General features: G+C 67.5%; 13 protein-coding genes. 8 read left to right on the top strand and 5 right to left on the bottom strand.

The genetic code is table 11. The annotated features are described in order from the left end of the window. Nucleotides 1–13 precede the first annotated feature (13 nt). From RYM47_RS15030 to RYM47_RS15010, 5 genes are read left to right on the top strand one after another with little or no spacing between them, the layout of a single operon-like run. Nucleotides 14–1,291 (top strand): sugar ABC transporter substrate-binding protein, encoded by a 1,278-nt coding sequence (locus tag RYM47_RS15030; RefSeq protein ID WP_315388896.1) that lies wholly within the window; start codon nt 14–16, stop codon nt 1,289–1,291. Beyond that, nucleotides 1,288–2,169, top strand: a complete 882-nt coding sequence (locus tag RYM47_RS15025) for a sugar ABC transporter permease (RefSeq protein ID WP_070209663.1) — start codon at nt 1,288–1,290, stop codon at nt 2,167–2,169. The genes RYM47_RS15030 and RYM47_RS15025 overlap by 4 nt, the downstream gene beginning before the upstream one ends. Further along, on the top strand, nt 2,166–3,002 hold the full coding sequence (locus RYM47_RS15020) for a carbohydrate ABC transporter permease (protein WP_070209662.1): 837 nt from the start codon (nt 2,166–2,168) through the stop codon (nt 3,000–3,002). The genes RYM47_RS15025 and RYM47_RS15020 overlap by 4 nt, the downstream gene beginning before the upstream one ends. Next, nucleotides 2,999–6,184, top strand: coding sequence for a discoidin domain-containing protein (locus RYM47_RS15015; protein ID WP_315388848.1), 3,186 nt, complete (start codon nt 2,999–3,001; stop codon nt 6,182–6,184). Before RYM47_RS15020 ends, RYM47_RS15015 begins: the two co-directional genes overlap by 4 nt. A gap of 32 nt (nt 6,185–6,216) precedes the next feature. Continuing rightward, nucleotides 6,217–7,023 (top strand): endonuclease/exonuclease/phosphatase family protein, encoded by an 807-nt coding sequence (locus RYM47_RS15010; RefSeq protein ID WP_315388895.1) that lies wholly within the window; start codon nt 6,217–6,219, stop codon nt 7,021–7,023. Nucleotides 7,024–7,045: 22 nt separating this feature from the next. On the opposite strand, the gene RYM47_RS15005 is transcribed toward RYM47_RS15010, so the two are convergent. Both RYM47_RS15005 and rne read right to left on the bottom strand, forming a co-directional pair. Beyond that, complete coding sequence (locus RYM47_RS15005; protein WP_315388847.1) at nt 7,046–8,437, bottom strand: ribonuclease domain-containing protein; 1,392 nt, start codon at nt 8,435–8,437, stop codon at nt 7,046–7,048. Nucleotides 8,438–8,607: 170 nt separating this feature from the next. Then, entirely contained in the window at nt 8,608–12,027 is a 3,420-nt protein-coding gene (gene rne, locus RYM47_RS15000) for a ribonuclease E (RefSeq protein WP_315388894.1), read from the bottom strand. 411 nt (nt 12,028–12,438) lie between these two features. On the opposite strand from rne, the gene RYM47_RS14995 reads away from it, so the two are divergent. Then, on the top strand, nt 12,439–13,416 hold the full coding sequence (locus RYM47_RS14995; protein ID WP_315388846.1) for an RluA family pseudouridine synthase: 978 nt from the start codon (nt 12,439–12,441) through the stop codon (nt 13,414–13,416). A gap of 272 nt (nt 13,417–13,688) precedes the next feature. On the opposite strand, the gene zupT is transcribed toward RYM47_RS14995, so the two are convergent. The 3 genes from zupT to RYM47_RS14980 are packed head-to-tail and all read right to left on the bottom strand — an operon-like array spanning nt 13,689 to nt 15,292. Next, on the bottom strand, nt 13,689–14,498 hold the full coding sequence (gene zupT, locus RYM47_RS14990; RefSeq protein ID WP_315388845.1) for a zinc transporter ZupT: 810 nt from the start codon (nt 14,496–14,498) through the stop codon (nt 13,689–13,691). 21 nt (nt 14,499–14,519) lie between these two features. Further along, complete coding sequence (locus RYM47_RS14985; RefSeq protein WP_315388844.1) at nt 14,520–14,945, bottom strand: energy transducer TonB; 426 nt, start codon at nt 14,943–14,945, stop codon at nt 14,520–14,522. Between the two features lie 5 nt (nt 14,946–14,950). Further along, entirely contained in the window at nt 14,951–15,292 is a 342-nt protein-coding gene (locus RYM47_RS14980; protein ID WP_070209613.1) for a 4a-hydroxytetrahydrobiopterin dehydratase, read from the bottom strand. 91 nt (nt 15,293–15,383) lie between these two features. Here RYM47_RS14980 and RYM47_RS14975 point away from each other — a divergent pair, with 91 nt between their 5' ends. Further along, complete coding sequence (locus RYM47_RS14975) at nt 15,384–15,983, top strand: NfuA family Fe-S biogenesis protein (protein ID WP_070209612.1); 600 nt, start codon at nt 15,384–15,386, stop codon at nt 15,981–15,983. A 9-nt stretch (nt 15,984–15,992) separates the two neighbouring features. Next, a partial coding sequence (locus RYM47_RS14970; RefSeq protein ID WP_315388843.1) for a hypothetical protein occupies nt 15,993–17,205 on the top strand: 1,213 nt, incomplete at its 3' end.

Raw genomic sequence — 17,205 nt, 5'->3', positions numbered from 1 at the left:
GCTGTGGGTGAGTGTGGTGCTGCTGGTTGTCGGCAGTCTGTTGTTGAGTGCCTGCCGGAAAGAACCGGGCGGGGTGACCGTGCGCTTCTGGGCAATGGGCCGCGAAGCCGAGGTGGTCACCGAGCTGATCCGTGAGTTCGAGGCCGAAAACCCCGGCGTCCACGTGGATGTGCAGAACATTCCGTGGACCGCCGCGCATGAAAAGCTGCTGACCGCGTTCGCTGCCGATGGCCTGCCGGACGTGTTCCAGCTGGGCAATACCTGGATCCCCGAGTTCGCCGAGCTCAATACGCTCACGCCGCTGGCGCCGTTCGTGGCGCAGTCGAAGGTGGTGGACCCGGCCGACTACTTCCAGGGCATCTGGGACACCAACGTCATCCATGACGAGCTGGTCGGCATCCCGTGGTACGTGGATACCCGCCTGCTGTACTACCGCAAGGACCTGCTGGCCCAGGCCGGCTTCGACCACCCGCCCAGGACCTGGGACGAGTGGAACACCATGATGGCGGCGATCAAGAAGATGCAGGGTCCGGACCGCTACGCGATCCTGATGCCGATCAACGAGTTCGAGCAGCAGCTGTCGTTCGCATTGCAGCAGCCCGACCCGCTGCTGCGCGACCACGACACCCGTGGCAACTTCCGCAGCCCCGGCTTCCGCCGCACGCTGGCGTTCTACGAAAACATGTTTGCCCAGGGCTGGGCGCCGCGCATGTCCGAGACCCAGATCTCGAACGTGTGGGATGAGTTCTTCCGCGGCTTCAACGTGTTCTACCTGTCCGGCCCCTGGAACATCCGCGAGTTCAAGAAGCTGCAGCCCAAGGAACTGGAAGGCAAGTGGGGCACCGCCGCACTGCCGGGCCCGGAAGGCCCCGGCGCCGGCATTGCCGGCGGCACCAGCCTGGTGATCTCGCGCAACTCGCAGCAGAAGGAGGCGTCGTGGAAGCTGATCGAGTTCCTGTCGCGCCCGGCGATCCAGGAACGCTTCCATTCCATCATCGGCGACCTGCCGCCCCGGCGCAGCACCTGGGAATTCGCCTCGCTGGCCAACGACCCGCTGGCGCAGCCGTTCCGCGACCAGCTCGAACGCGTGCGGCCGACCCCGAAGGTGCTGGAGTGGGAACGTATCGTGCAGGAAATGCGCATCGTCACCGAACAGGTGGTGCGCGGTGGGCTGGACCAGGATATAGCCGTGAACCGATTGGATGACCGCGTGGACAAGGTATTGGCCAAACGCCGCTGGATGCATGAACAACGGCAGCAGGCCGAAGGCGCCGCGGAGGTGACCCCATGAAGCAGCGTTCGCTTGCCGGCTGGATCTTCGCCGGGCCGTCGCTGCTGGTGATCGGCGTGTTCTTCGGCCTGCCGGTGTTCTCGGCCCTGGCGCTGAGCATCACCGACTTCGACCTGTACGCGCTGGCCGACGGCGGCAACCTGCGCTTTGTCGGGTTGGGCAACTACATCGACCTGCTGCAGACCCCGATGTTCTGGAAGTCGCTGTGGAACACCACGTACTTCGTGATCGTGGGCGTGCCGATGTCGATCGGCGTGTCGCTGGGCGCGGCGATGCTGCTCAACGCCCCGGCCGCGCGCTTCAAGGCGCTGTTCCGCACGGCGCTGTTCGCCCCGGTGGTGACCACGCTGGTGGCGGTCGCGGTGATCTGGCGCTACCTGTTCCACACCAGCTACGGGCTGGTGAACTACGGGCTGGGTCACCTCGGCATCAGCCCGATCGACTGGCTGGGCGACCCGAACTGGGCCATGCCGACCATCATGCTGTTCGCGGTCTGGAAGAACTTCGGCTACAACATGGTGATCTTCCTGGCCGGCCTGCAGGCGATCCCGCATGACCTGTACGAAGCCGCCCGCATCGACGGTGCCTCGCGCTGGAAGCAGTTCCTGCACATCACCCTGCCGATGCTCGGCCCGGTGCTGCTGGTGGTCGGAGTCATTACCGTCTCCGGCTACTTCCAGCTGTTCGCCGAACCTTACGTGATGACCCGTGGCGACCCATTGCAGAGCACCGTGAGCGTCCTCTACTTCATGTTCGAGGAAGGCTTCAAGTGGTGGAACCTGGGCCGCGCGTCGGCGGTGGCGTTCCTGCTGTTCCTGATCATCCTGGCCGTCACCAGCCTGATGCTGCGTTTCGGCCGCAAGAGGCAGTTGGTATGAGTCGTGAGATCGGCCAGTCGCGCTGGCATGCGTGGTGGGTGAACGGTGGGTTGCTGGTGCTGGCTGCGGTCAGCCTGGCGCCGCTGCTGTGGATGCTGTCGGTGTCGTTCATGCCGACCGGCGAAGCGGCGCATTTCCCTCCGCCGCTGCTGCCCTCGTCGGTGACCACCGCCAACTACCACGAGCTGTTCGCCCGCACCGGCATGGGCAACAACTTCGTCAACAGCCTGTTCGTGTCGCTGGCGATCACGCTGGGCTCGCTGCTGCTCAACACCATGGCCGGCTATGCGTTCGCCAAGCTGCGCTTCGTCGGCCGCGAACGGATCTTCCAGGTCCTGCTGGCGGCGCTGGTGATCCCGGCCCAGGTGGCGATGCTGCCGCTGTTCCTGCTGATGAAGCAGCTGGGGCTGGTGAACAGCTTCGGCGGGGTGATCGTGCCGGCGCTGGCCAGCGTGTTCGGCATCTTCCTGGTGCGCCAGTACGCGCGCTCGATTCCCGATGAACTGCTGGAAGCGGCCCGGATCGATGGGGCAGGGGAGCTGCGGATCTTCTTCCAGATCGTGCTGCCGATGCTCAAGCCGGTGCTGGTGACCCTGTCGATCTTTACCTTCATGGGCGCGTGGAACGATTTCATGTGGCCGTTGATCGTGCTGACCGACCAGGAGCACTACACTCTGCCGGTTGCCCTGGCCACCTTGTCGCGCGAACACATCATGGACGTTGAAATGATGATGGCCGGCGCGGTGGTCACGGTGGTTCCGGTGCTGGCACTGTTCCTGGTGCTGCAGCGCTATTACATCCAAGGTCTGTTGCTGGGGAGTGTGAAAGGGTGAAGCGTGCCGTCGTCGCGGGTGTTCTGGGTCTGGGTGTGGTGTGGTCGTTGGCGGCGCCTGCCGCGCCCCCGGCAGTGCCGGCGGCGCCCAAGGTCCTGGACAGCTTCGACGACATGGCGCCCTGGAAACTGGTGGTATCGGACCAGGTCAGCGGTTCGCTGCGCAGCGTGGCCGGCGCCAACGGCGGCCGCGCGCTGTGCGTGGACTACGATTTCCACGAGGTCTCCGGTTACGTGGCGATCCGCCGCGAGCTGCCGGTCACCTGGCCGGACAACTACCAGCTGGGCTTCCAGATCCGTGGCGATTCGCCGGGCAACGACCTGCAGTTCAAGCTGATCGACGCCAGCGGCGACAACGTGTGGTGGGTCAACCGGCCCGGCTACAGCTTCCCCAAGACCTGGACCCCGGTGCAGTACCGCCAGCGCCAGATCGACAAGGCCTGGGGCCCGGACCCGGACAAGACCCTGCGCAGGAGCGCGGCGGTGGAGTTCACCATCTACAGCAAGGTCGGCGGGCGCGGCACGGTGTGCTTCGACCGGCTCACCCTGCAGCCACTGCCTCCGGCCGATACCTCGGCGCTGGCGCCATCGGTGATCGCCGACACCGCCACCGCGCTGCAGAGCCGCATTGCCGACGGCAAGCCGGACACAGTGTGGATCAGCGGTGGCGTGCCCGACCAGACCATCAGCCTGGACCTGCACAAGGTGCGCGAGTTCGGCGGGGCGGTGATCCAGTGGCTGCCGGGCCTGGAGGCCACGCGTTACGTGGTGCGCTCCTCGGTCGACGGCCGCGACTGGAAGACGCTGCGCGAGATCACCGCCGGTGGCGGTGGCGACCGCGACTGGCTGGCGCTGCCCGACACCGAAGCGCGCTACCTGCGTTTCGACCTGGAGAACGGCCGCAGCTGGCGCTACGGCATCCGCGACATCTCCATCAAACCGCTGGATTTCGCCGCCACACCCAATGACTTCGTCGAGTCGGTCGGCGCCGATCTGACCCGCGGCTTCGTGCCGCGCGGGTTCAGCGGCGAACAGCCGTACTGGACCCTGCTGGGCCTGGATGGCGGCAAGGAGCAGGCGCTGATCGGCGAGGACGGCGCGCTCGAACCGGCCAAGGCCAGCTTCAGCGTCGAACCGTTCGTGCTCGTCGACAAGAAGCTGCTGAGCTGGGCCGACGTGGAAACCAAGCAGTCGCTGCAGGACGACTACCTGCCGATCGCGAGCGTCGACTGGAGCCACCCGCAGGCGGCGCTGAAGGTGACCGGCTTCGTCCAGGGCAGCCCGGACAAGGCGCAGCTGGTCGGCCGCTACACCCTGCACAACCCGGACAAGGTAGCGCACGACTATACCCTGGCGCTGGCGGTGCGCCCGTGGCAGGTGAATCCGCCGCGCCAGTTCCTCAATACCGTGGGCGGCGTGAGCCGGATCGACCGGCTGGAGATCGAACCGGGCCAGGTCGAGGTCAACGGCGCCCCGCGCGTGTTCCCGGTGCAGGCGCCGGATGCGGCCTTCGCCAGCCCGTTCGACGGCAAGCTCGAAGTGACCCACCTGGCGGCAGGCAACCTGCCGACCGCCACCGAAGTGCGCGACCCCACCGGACTGGCCTCGGGCGCGCTGCTGTACAAGTGGCGCCTGGAACCGGGACAGACCCGCGAAGTGGCCATCGTGCTGCCGCAGACCGGCAGCTGGACCACGCCGAAGGACTTCGACGCCAACAAGGCACAGCAGCAGGTCGCGTCGATGTGGCGCACCAAGCTGGACCAGGTCTCGCTGCAGGTGCCGGCGGCAGGCAAGCCGCTGGCCGACACCCTGCGCACCGCCTTGGCACACATGCTGATCTCGCGGATCGGGCCGAGCCTGCAGCCGGGCACGCGCTCTTACTCGCGCAGCTGGATCCGCGACGGCGCGATGATTTCCGAAGGCCTGCTGCGCATGGGCCGCAGCGACGCGGTGCGCGAGTACGTGAACTGGTACGCGCCGTACCAGTTCGACAACGGCAAGGTGCCGTGCTGCGTGGACCCGCGCGGCGCCGACCCGGTGCCGGAGAACGACAGCCACGGTGAGCTGATCTTCAACATCGCCGAGTACTGGCGCTACACCGGCGACAGCACCTTCCTGGAGCTGATGTGGCCGCATGTGCAGGGCGCGTACCAGTACATGGAGCAGCTGCGCCTGAGCGAGCGCACCGAGGAGAACCGTGCGCGCAACGCGGCCTTCTACGGCATGATGCCGGTCTCGATCAGCCACGAAGGCTATTCGGCCAAGCCGATGCATTCGTACTGGGACAACTTCTGGGCGCTGCGCGGCTACAAGGACGCTGCCGTGATTGCCAGCACGCTGGGCAAGGTCGAGGCCATGCAGATCGCAGAATCGCGCGATCAGTTCCGTGACGACCTGCAGGCCTCGCTGCTGGCGGCCACCGCGCTGCACAGGATCGATTTCCTGCCCGGCTCGGCCGAGCTCGGCGATTTCGATGCGACCTCGACCACCATCGCGCTGGCACCGGCGGGCGAGCAGGGCAGGTTGCCGCAGCCGTACCTGGACAACACCTTCGAACGCTACTGGAAAGAGTTCGAAGCGCGCCGCGACGGCAAGCGCGAATGGAAGGACTACACCCCGTACGAGTGGCGCAACGTGGCCGCGTTCGTGCGCCTGGGCTGGCGCGACCGCGCCTGGCAGGCGACCGAGTTCTTCTTCAAGGACCGCGCGCCGCAGGCCTGGAACCAGTGGGCCGAAGTGGTCTCGCACACGCCGCGCAAGCCGTTCTTCGTCGGCGACCTGCCGCACGCGTGGGTGGCCTCGGACTTCGTGCGCTCGGCGCTGGACATGTTCGCCTACACGCGCGACGTGGACGACAGCCTGGTACTGGCCGCAGGCGTTCCCACGCGGTGGTTTGAAGGGCAGGGCGTGGCCATCAAGGGGCTGCGCACCCCGTATGGCCAGCTGGGCTATTCGCTGAGCCGCAGCGACAAGCTGCTGACCCTGCAGGTGCAGCCGGGCCTGGTGGTGCCGCAGGGCGGGCTGGTCCTGCCGTGGCCGTATGCCGGTGAGCCGGGCGAGGCGACCATCAACGGTGAGCCGGCGCAATGGATCAACGGCGAGCTGCGCGTCACCCAGGTGCCGGCCAAGGTTGAAGTGCAGATTCCCGCCTCGGTGCGCCGCGCCGAACGCAAGGCGCCATGAGCGCGCGTTGGTTGGCGGCCGGCATGCGTTGCATGCTGGTCGCGTGCACGCTGGCGATGTTGCCGGCGCGCGCGGCGGAGCCGCAGGCGCCGGGCATGAGCATGGTGACCTTCAACCTGCACCATGACCGCGAAGACTGGCCGCAGCGTCGTCAGGTCATCCTGCGCGAGCTGGAAGCGTTGCAGCCGGATGCGATCGCGTTGCAGGAAGTGATCCAGAAACCGTACGTGCGCAACCAGGCGGCGTGGCTGGCAAACAAGCTGGGCTACGACTACCAGTTCGTCTCGACCGATCCGCCAGGGCGCTTCAAACGCTACGGCAATGCGCTGTTGACCCGTCGCACGGTGCTGGCGCGCGGCGAGCACCTGCTGGCACCGCGCACCGATTACCGCACCGTGGCGCACCTCCGCATCGATGTCGACGGCCAGGCGGTGAACGTGTACGCCACGCATCTCAACGAACGTTCGGACGAGAACGGCGGCCGCATCCGCGGCGAGCAGGTGGCGGACCTGTTGAAGTTCATTGCCGCCACTTCCGGCGACGCGCCGGTGGTGATCGCCGGCGACTTCAACGCGCTGGTGGATGCCGGGGACCTGAGCGCGCTGCGCCAGCGCTACGGCGACAGCTACGGCAGCGTGCACGTGAACAATCAGCTGGCGCAGGTGAGTACGCTCAACCGGCACTACTACGAAGCGCCCTCGCGCATCGACCACATCTTCTTCCAGCAGGACCAGCTGGTCGCGCGCGAGGCGCGGCTGCTGTTCGACCAGCCGTATGCGGAAGGACGCTGGGCGTCGGACCATTACGGGGTGTGGGCGCGGTTGCAGTTCGCGCCGTGAGCGCTGGATTTCGCATCCAGCCTCAGGGCGGGCGTGGATAGGGGTACCAATCGTCCATCCGGTTGTGGAATATCACTCTCTTGAAGGTGATGTAGTGGTCGCCTGAGAAGTAGACATTGGCCGGGCCATTGACGTTCAGGCCTCCCAGCACCAATCTGCGTCCACCCCGGTCGAAGGCGCCAGGCGTCGGGACGGTGTACTCCACGTAATGACCGCGCTTCGCTTGGGGCAGGAAGCCTGACTGGTTTCCGAACACAGCACCATCCTGTTTCGGATAATGCGCCGGGAGTCCTTTTCGGATCCTCTCGAGTGTCTCCTGTGCTTCAGCGACAAGGTCCTTGTGGAGCAACGGCCGCAATGTCCGCTGGACAGGTGGCGCGCTGCTCCTGGCCTGCCTCCCATGACCTTTGAACGGCGTGCCAGTGCCTCGCACGGTTGACTTGACTGCTGCATGGGCAGCGGCCTTCGGTGGCGCGCCAGGAATCAATCCGCCACGGACCAAGCCGTCCGGCATGCGATGGTAGGGAACGCTGGGGGGCGTTGCGGCCCATTTGAGCGCTTTGGACAAGCCCTTTCTTGTCTTGTTGGCAAGGAACGCCCCTGCCTTTGCTGCCTGCCTTGCAACGGAAGGAAATGAAACAGCAAGTCCAACGGCGCCGGTGGCCAATCCCACCCAACCCAGAATGCTCGCGACCTTTTCGTTGCCAAGCTCGTGGGCAACGAGCCCCCCAACCTCGACCACAGCCCCTACGGTGGTGATGGCTGCGCCCGCTATGGCAGACGCGGTAAGCGTGGCGGCCCCGGCAATCAGCGGAGCGGCAAGCGCGCCCAGACTTGCGACAGCGGCGATCACGGCGACGCCTGTCATGATCCAGTTCCAGAAATGGCCCGATGGATCGCTGCGGTTGATCGGGTCGCCCGCGCAATACGCGTACGTGTTGGTACCGCCGTCGCCAAACGGGCTGAGCGCATCCGGTGCAAGGAAGAAATGCAGCGTCGGGCTGTAAGGGCGATGGTGGCCCGCGCCCAACAGGTAGCAGCCACTCGGGTTGTCGAGTAGTTCGCCGTTGTAGGCGGGTTGCAGCTCGGTCCTTTTCGAGGGCAGGAAGCCGTAGGGCGTGTAGCGCTGGTTGCGTGCGCCGAAATCGGCCTCCATGAGCACGGAGCCGGATGGGTCTGTGGCCAGAAGCGTTGCAATCGGGCCGCCGCCGATGCCGCCGCGCCGGGTGGCAACCTGCTGACCGGCGAAGTACGGCCAGCTCAGTTCATTGCCATCGCCGGCGGCATTGACCACGACGTCGTCCAGCCAGTAGCGCCAAAGTGATGTGCTGGCCGTGCCTGTACAGACCAGCAGGTTATCGGCGTCATAGCGATAGCGGGCGGGCGCGGCAAGCGCGCCGGACGGAGAAGCCATGGCAGTCTCTCAGCGTGCGCCCCCGCAGGCAGGACGATGCGCCTTGCGGCGTTAACGGGTCGTCGAATTTTTCTGGGGCGCGCAAATGCAGACAGCGGCCTTTCGGCCGCTGTCTGGGTTCTGCTTTGCGTCGCAGCCACGCCGGGCGTGGCTCTACCGGGAACAGGGGATCAGGGCTTGTCGGCCTTGTCCTGGTCTTCCTTGGCGGCGGCTTCGGCGGGGGCGAGTTCATCGGTGGGGATGTCTTCGCGGGCTTCAGCATGCGCGGCTTGGGCGGCGGCGTCGGTCGGGGCGGCATCGCTCTGGACGCTGCCGAACAGCTGGCCGGTCTGCGCCACTGGAGTGGGCTCCAGCATGCTGGTCTGGACCGGGCGGCCGACTTCGGTCGGACCCTTGCGCTCGGGCTGGGCATCGACGGCGACGTCTGCGGCCTTCGGTGCGTCGACAGCGACCGGGGCTTCAACCGCCTTCGGTGCTTCGGTCACGACCGGGGCTTCGACAGCCTTAGGTGCTTCGGCCACAACCGGCGCTTCGACAGCTTTCGGTGCCTCGGTCACGACCGGAGCTTCGACAGCCTTCGGTGCTTCGGTCACGATCGGAGCCTCGACCGCCTTCGCTGCTTCGGCAACCACCGGGGCTTCCACAGCCTTGGGCGCTTCGGTCACGGCCGGGGCCTCGACGGCCTTCGGCGTTTCCGCAACCACCGGCTTCTCCGCCTGCGGCGCAGCTTCCACCGGCGCGGCCACCGGCATCGGCGACTCCACGAACGGCACGCGGTCGGTGTAGGACGGCGCACGCTCGGCCACCGGCTCGGCCTTCGGAGCGGGGGTCGGGGTCGGGCTCGGCTCGGCGTGACCGGCGGTCACCACCGGGCTGCTGACCACGGCCAGCGGTGCGGCAGCGGCCACGGCGGCAACCGGGGCCGGGCGCGGGGCCTGGACCGGTGCCGGTGCCGCAGGAGCAGCCGTCGGAGCCGGGGTAGCAGCGCCTTCGTCGTCGAAGTCGAACTCCGGCTGCGGCTGGCCCTGGGTCACGGCCGGACGGGCGGCAGGGGCGGCGGTGTCGCCGTCCTGGTCGTTGTCCTGCTCGTCGCCCTCGGCATCGTCATCCAGACCGGCGTCGTCCAGCGAACCTTCGCTGCCGGCAGCCTGCTCGCCATTGCCACGACGACGGCGACGGCCACCGCGACGGCCACGACGACGGCGCGAGGCGCCTTCGCCAGCGGCGTCATCGGCCGTGCCCGGCGCGTCACCGTGCTCGCCGGCGTCGCCCGCGACCACGGCGGCCTGGGTGTCGTCCGCAGCGACCGGGGTTGCCACCGGAGCGGCAACCGGTGCAACCGGCGCCGGGGTGGCGACGTCGGCCACGGTCACGGCAGCGGCGGCGACCAGCGCGGCATCGGCCACGGTCGCGTCGTTCTGCACCGGCTTGGCGTTTTCGGCCTGCGGCTGACGCTGCGGCTTGTCGCCCTCGTTCTGCTGGCGCGGCTGCTTCTGCTTCTGGCCCTGGTTCTGGTTCAGCTTGGGCTGCTGCTCGTTGCGCGGCGCCTTCGGCTGCTGCTCATTGCGCTGCTTGCCCTGCTGCGGCTGGCCGGCGTTCGGCGCGGCGGCCTGTGCCGTTGCGTCCTGGCGGCGCTCTTCACGGCGCTCGCCTTCACGACGCTCGCCCTTGCCACCACGCTCGCCACGGTCGTCGCGACGGTCCTTGCCACGGCCCTGGCCCTGCTGGGCCTGGCCTTGGCCGGAACGCTCACCGCGCTCGCCACGCTCATCGCGACGGCCATTGCGGTCCTTGCCGTTGCGGTCCTTGTTGCGGCCGTTGCGGTTGCCGTCCTGGGCAGGACGCGCAGCGGGCGCCGGGGCGGCGACGGGTGCCGGCTCGCCTCCGAAGATGCGCTTGAGCCAGCCGACCACGCCGGTGGCAGCGGGTGCAGCAACCGGGGCGGGGGCGACCGGGGCCGGTGCGGCGACCGGTTCGGCCACTTCGCGGACCGGGGCCGGCGAGCTGTGCTTGACGTTGGTCACTGCGGGGGCAGCCGGGATGTTCAGCTGCGCCTTGGTCAGCGCGTGCACGGGCAGCTTGCGCGGGGTGCCGCGCTGGTAACTCGGCTTGCCGCTGTCTTCGCCCAGTTCGTTTTCACGCAGGCGGGTCACTTCGTAGTGCGGCGTATGCAGCTGCTCGTCGGCGACGATCACGATCGGCGCGTCGTGGCGCTGTTCGATCTCACGCAGCGCGTTGCGCTTTTCGTTGAGCAGGTAATTGGCGATCTCCACCGGGGCCTGGACCAGCACCTGCCCGGTGTTTTCCTTCATCGCATGCTCTTCGGCGACGCGGATGATCGACAGCGACAGCGATTCCACGCTGCGCATGCGGCCATGGCCGTCGCAACGCGGGCAGACGATCTGGCTGGATTCGCCCAGGCTCGGGCGCAGGCGCTGGCGGCTCATTTCCATCAGGCCGAAGCGCGAGATGCGGCCCAGCTGAACGCGCGCACGGTCGTACTTAAGCGCGTTCTGCAGGCGGTTTTCCACTTCGCGCTGGTGCTTGTTGGACGACATGTCGATGAAGTCGATCACCACCAGGCCGCCCAAGTCGCGCAGGCGCAGCTGGCGGGCCACTTCCTCGGCCGCTTCCAGGTTGGTCTGGAACGCGGTGTCCTCGATGTCGCTGCCCTTGGTGGCGCGCGAGGAGTTCACGTCGACGGCGGTCAACGCTTCGGTCTGGTCGACCACGATCGAGCCGCCCGACGGCAGGCGCACGTTGCGCTCGTAGGCGCCTTCGATCTGCGATTCGATCTGGAAGCGGTTGAACAGCGGGATGTCGTCCTTGTAATGCTTCAGCTTGCGCAGGGTCTGCGGCATCACCTGCTGCATGAAATCGCGGGCGGTGTCGTACAGCTCCTCGGTGTCGACCAGGATCTCGCCGACATCGGCGCGCAGGTAGTCGCGGAGGGCGCGCACGATCAGGCGCGATTCCTGGTAGATCAGGAACGGGGCCGGCTTGGTCAGCGCGGCTTCGGCGATCGACTTCCAGACCTGGAGCAGGTAGTCCAGGTCCCACTGCAGCTCTTCGGCATCGCGGCCGACGCCGGCGGTGCGGATGATCACGCCCATGTCGTCGGGGATGTTCAGCTTGTCCAGCGCTTCCTTCAGCGCGGCGCGGTCTTCGCCCTCGATGCGACGCGACACGCCACCAGCGGTAGGCGAGTTCGGCATCAGCACCATGTAGCGGCCGGCCAGCGAGATGAACGTGGTCAGGGCGGCGCCCTTGTTGCCACGCTCTTCCTTGTCGACCTGAACCACCACTTCCTGCCCTTCACGCAGCAGTTCGCGGATGGTCGCCTTGTTGTGGTCGACCCCGGCCTGGAAGTAATCGCGGGAGATTTCCTTCAGCGGCAGGAAGCCGTGGCGTTCGCCACCGTATTCGACGAAGGCCGCTTCCAGCGACGGTTCAAGGCGCGTGATGCGACCCTTGTAGATGTTCGACTTCTTCTGTTCCTTGGACGGCTGTTCGATGTCGATGTCGTACAGCGTCTGGCCATCCACGATGGCAACCCGCAGCTCTTCAGCCTGCGTGGCGTTGATCAGCATTCGCTTCATAGTGCGTTCCTCGCGCGCTGCTACCGCGCGGAACGCCATGGGGTTTCGCTTCTGGTCACGCTTCGACGCCCATCGCGCATGCGCGGGGAGGGCGGCTTGGGCTTCCAGCGCTACGACACCACGGCAGGCCGCGGGAGCGCTACATTTTCTTGGTTTGGGTATTACGGGCCGGAGGCAGCTTTCAGCCAGGCTGGAGCGCCACAGGGACATTTTTTCAGCGCAGACGCGTGTCAGGCATCCGGCGATGGCCGGGACTGCCGGTGAGCCGCTAACATGGCCGCCCCGGGGGCGGTGGCTGCGCACTGTGCCGGAATCGAGGGAAGTTGGGCTTCTGGCCCAGAGCAACTTCCAACGAAATCAATCCCTTATCTCGCCTGCCGAGTGTAACAGAATAAAAGGCCAATGACCGACACCGCACCGCCCGCCAAACCCGCTGAAGGCAAGACCAGCGTCCGTCTCCTGACTGTCCCGGAGGATCGCGCCGGGCAGCGCCTGGACAATTTCCTGCTGGGGCAGCTCAAGGGCGCACCGCGCAGCCTTGTCTACAAGCTGGTGCGCAGCGGCCAGGTCCGCGTCAACGGCGGCCGCGCCAAGGCCGAGCGCAAGCTGGAGGCCGGCGACGAAGTCCGCGTGCCGCCGGTCCGTCTCACAGAAGAGGGAGACAAGGCCGGTCCGCCCGCCGCGTTCATGAAGCGCCTGGAAGACGCCATCGTCTACGAAGACGAGCGCCTGCTCGCCCTGAACAAGCCCTCCGGCGTGGCCAGCCATGGCGGCAGCGGCATCAGCTTCGGCGCCATCGAGACCCTGCGCGCCCTGCGCCCGGGCAAGACCCTCGAACTGGTGCACCGCCTGGACCGCGACACGTCCGGCCTGCTCATCGTCGCCAAGAAGCGCTCGGCCCTGAGCGAGCTGCAGGCCCTGCTGCGTGAAGACCACGGCGCCGGCATCCGCAAGCGCTACCTGACCCTGCTGGTCGGCCGCATGCCAGACGGCACCATGACCGTGGACGCCCCGCTGCACGTCGGCCTGCGCCAAGGCGGCGAGCGCCACGTGCAGGTCAACGCCATCGGCAAGCAGTCGGTGAGCCACTTCAAGGTGCTGGAACGCCGCGGCGGGCACTCGTATTGCGAAGTCCGCATCGAAACCGGCCGCACCCACCAGATCCGCGTGCACGCCCAGCACCTCGGCCATCCGGTCGCCGGCGACGACAAATACGGCGATCCGGACGTCAACAAGCGTCTTCGTGAGCAGATCGGCCTGAAACGCCTGTTCCTGCACGCCGCCTCGCTGGAGTTCGCGTTGGACAACGGCAAGACGCCGTACACGCTGAACGCGCCGCTCGCGGACGAGCTGGTAGAGGTGTTGAACCGGTTGGGATGAGGGATGGAGCCGGGCAGAGCCCGGCTCTACCGCCTTTTGGTGACTCACCTGCCAACTGTCAGAGGGTCGGCGGGGGTGGGTTTGTGGGGGAATGAGCCGCATGGATGCGGCGACTTAGCCCCCATGGATGGGTTTACGGCGTCCCCCACAAACCCACCCCCGACGGCCCTGACCAGGGAGACCCCGCAGCCCAAGGCTGTTCGCACCAATCCAACAGCAGCCGGGCAGGGCCCGGCTCTACCGAATGCTGGCGATTACCGACGAACAACGCGTCACCACTTGAACAACACCAGGCTGATCGCCAGGCTCGCCATGCCCGCCACCAGGCCATACACCGTCTCGTGGCCTTTCGCGTACCGCTTCGCCGCGGGCAGCAGCTCGTCCAGCGCCAGGAACACCATCACCCCGGAAATCAGCCCGAACACCCAGCCGAACGTTGCGTGGTTGAGCACCCCAGACAGCAGCACGTAGCCAATGGCCGCGCCGATCGGCTCGGCCAGCCCCGACAGCAGGCTCGCCCCGAACGCATAGAACTTGTTCTGCGTGGCGAAATACACCGGCACCGCGATCGCGATGCCCTCCGGAATGTTGTGGATCGCAATCGCGAACGCCAGCGGCATCCCCACCGACGGACTTTCCAGCGTCGCAAAGAACGTCGCCAGCCCCTCCGGAAAGTTGTGCGCCGTGATCGCCACCGCCGTCAACAGGCCCACCCGCTTGATGTACGCCTTGTTGTTCTCCCGGAACATCGGGTCCTGCTTGTCCAGGCTCTCGTGCGGGTTCGGGATCAGGTGGTCGATCAGCACGATCAACCCCACCCCGCACAGGAACGCCGCCGTCGCATACGCATAGCCCACCCGCGCGTCATACGCCAGCGTGAACGAATCGATCGCCTTGGTCAGGATCTCGGTCAGCGACACGAACACCATCGCGCCGCCTGCAAACGCCAATCCGAACGCCAGCAGGCGCGGGTTGGGCCGCCGCGAGAACAACACCATCAGGCTGCCCAGGCCGGTCGCCAGCCCGGCAGCCAGGGTCACCAACAGGGCGACCCATACATTTTCAGAGGAAATATCCAGCATCCGTTCCGGGCCCGTCCCTGATCAGCCGCCGCGACGCAGGCGTTCTTCCACCGCGAAGCACTCGTCCGGCTTCGGCTGCGGCGGGTTGAAGCTCACCGGCACCTGGATCGTCGTCGGCACCGGCTGCCCGGCTCGCGTGGCTGCCCTGAACTGCCAGCCTTCCACCGCCTTCTGCGCCTGCTCGTCCAGCTGCGCGTTGCCGCTGCCCGACACCACCTCGATCTGCCCCGGCTTGCCGTCGGTGCCGATCACCACCTTCAGCGTCGTCGTACCGCCTACCGCCTGGCAGGCCAGCTCGATCGGATACACCGGCGGCGGCGTCTTCACTGCCGCCACCTCGGTCGGCGGCGCCACCGGCGTGGCCGGCGTCGAAGGCCCACCACAGGCCGTCAGGCCCACCAACACCGCGCCGACAATCCCGGCGCGCACTCCGATATGCATCGTCATAACACTCACTCCGTCAGGCCCGAAGCCTTGGCTGCACAGATGAAGTCGTTCTCGCTCAACCCGCCCACGTCGTGGGTCGAAAAGCGCACCACCGCCCGGTCGTAATGCACCCCCAGGTCCGGGTGATGGTCTTCCGCATGGGCGATGAAGGCCAGGGCGTTCACGAACGCCATGGTCCGGTAGTAGTCCTTGAAGCGGAACGTGCGGGTCAGCGCCTGGCCCTGTTCGGCCAGCTCCCAGCCCGGGATCTGCGGCAGCAGCTCGGCTACCCGGGCCTCGCCCAGCTTGTGGTCGCTGCCCTTGCGGGGCACGCAATGGGCCTGCGCCAGCGGAATCAGGTCGGCCATGGAATCCTCCATCTCGTATATGCCTGAACAATGCGCCGGACAGTGTATAAACCGAATGAGCGCATAACATGTAAGCCGCTAGAATAGCCGCATGATCCAGATCTCCGACACTGCCCAGACCTATTTCCGCAAGCTCATCGAGCGCGAAGCCGTGCCCGGCATGGGCGTGCGCCTCAGCGCCGTCGACGCCGGCACCCCGCGCGCCGACGCCCGGCTGGAGTTCGCCGAACCGTCCGACCTGCTCGGCGACGAGTGGGCCGTGGACTGCGACGGGTTCACCCTGTATGTCGCCGCCACCAGCGTCGCCTGGATGGACGGCGCCGACATCGACATCGTCACCAATGGCACCGGCGGCCAGCAGCTCACCATCAAGGCGCCCAAGATCAAGGGCGAAGTGCCGGCCGAATCCGCCTCGCTGGTCGAGCGTGTGCGCTGGGTGGTGGAAAACGAAGTCAACCCGCAGCTGGCCTCGCACGGTGGCAAGGTTGCCGTGCAGGAAGTCTCCTCCGACGGCGTGGTCCTGCTGCGCTTCGGCGGCGGTTGCCAGGGCTGCGGCATGGCTGACGTCACCCTCAAGCAGGGCATCGAGAAAACGCTGATGGGCCGCGTGCCCGGCATTACCGCCGTGCGTGACGCGACCGACCATGACAGCGGTCACGCGCCGTATATTCCCCGCGGCACGGCTGCCTGATCGTCCTGCGTGACACTGCGCCGGGCTGACGAGATCCTCCACGCGCTGCTGGCTCGCCAGCCGGAAAAACGCATCGTCGAGAAAACCACGGGCCTCCCTTACGGGTGGGGCCTGTGGCTGCGTGCGCTGACGCCGCTACCGCGCCCGTTCCGCTCCTCCGAAGTCATTGCCGAACTGATCCAGCGCCCGCTCCCGGGTTCGCCCGGCCGCCTGCCTGCGCTGGGCACCGTGCAGGCCATGCGCCGGCTGCTGTGGCAGACCTGGGATCCGGCGCCGCGTGACCAGCGCTGGATGCGTTGGACCTCCGGCGTGGTCAGCCTGCTGCTGCACCTGCTGTTTGCCGCACTGCTGCTGTGGGTGGCGTTGATCCGTCCGCCGGTGGCACCGGAGCAGGGTGGCGATGGTGGCCGCATCCAGGTCGAGTTCCTCGGCAGCGGCACCCCGCAGGATAGCGGCGGTGGCGATCCCGCCGAGGCCAGCAGTGCTGCCGCCGCCGCAGCTGCAGCGGCGCAGGCCGCAGCCGCGCAGGCACGCTCGCGCGCGACCGCCAGCACGCCGGCCGCCACCGCTCCGCAGCCCCCCACGCCGCCGTCCACCACCGACGCCGAACCGACGCCGCCACCGCCACAGCCCGCCGCGACCGCCGAACCGGCTCCGCCGACCCCCGCGCCCACCCCGGTTGAACAGCCGGTCCAGGCCACCGACGTGGCCGAGGCCACCACCGATTTCGTGGTGCCGCCGACCAGCGTGCCGCGCACCGAAGTGCGGGTGATTCCGCGCGAGGCGCCCGAAGTGCAGGTGCGCGAGCGCACCGTCGACGTCGTGCAGGCGCCGACCCCAACGCCGGTCACCCCGACCCTGCGCCCGGTCGAACCGCAGCTGCGCACCCCCGATCTGGCCGTGCGCGAGCGCGAAGTCACCACGATCACGGCGCCCACCCCGCCGGTGCCGACCGCCGGGCCGCAGGTGGAGATCCGGGTGCCGCAGCGCGAGCTGCAGGTCCGCGAACGCGACATCACACCGGCGCCCTCTGTGTCGGTCACGGTGGCGCCGGTGCCTCAGCGTGAGGTCACCGTGCCAGGGCGCAGTCCTGAAGTCAGTGTGCGCGAGCGCAGCGTGCCCAATGCCGCGCCGCGTCCGGCGCCGGCCACGCCCAGCGCGACGGCGAGCACGCCTTCGGCCACGCCGAGCGCCAGCCCGAGTCCGGCCCGCCAGGCCGCGC

Source organism: uncultured Stenotrophomonas sp., from assembly GCF_963519125.1.
Classification (GTDB): Bacteria; Pseudomonadota; Gammaproteobacteria; order Xanthomonadales; family Xanthomonadaceae; genus Stenotrophomonas.
Note: the sequence above shows the minus strand (reverse complement) of the source record. Positions and strands in the feature narration are given on the sequence as shown.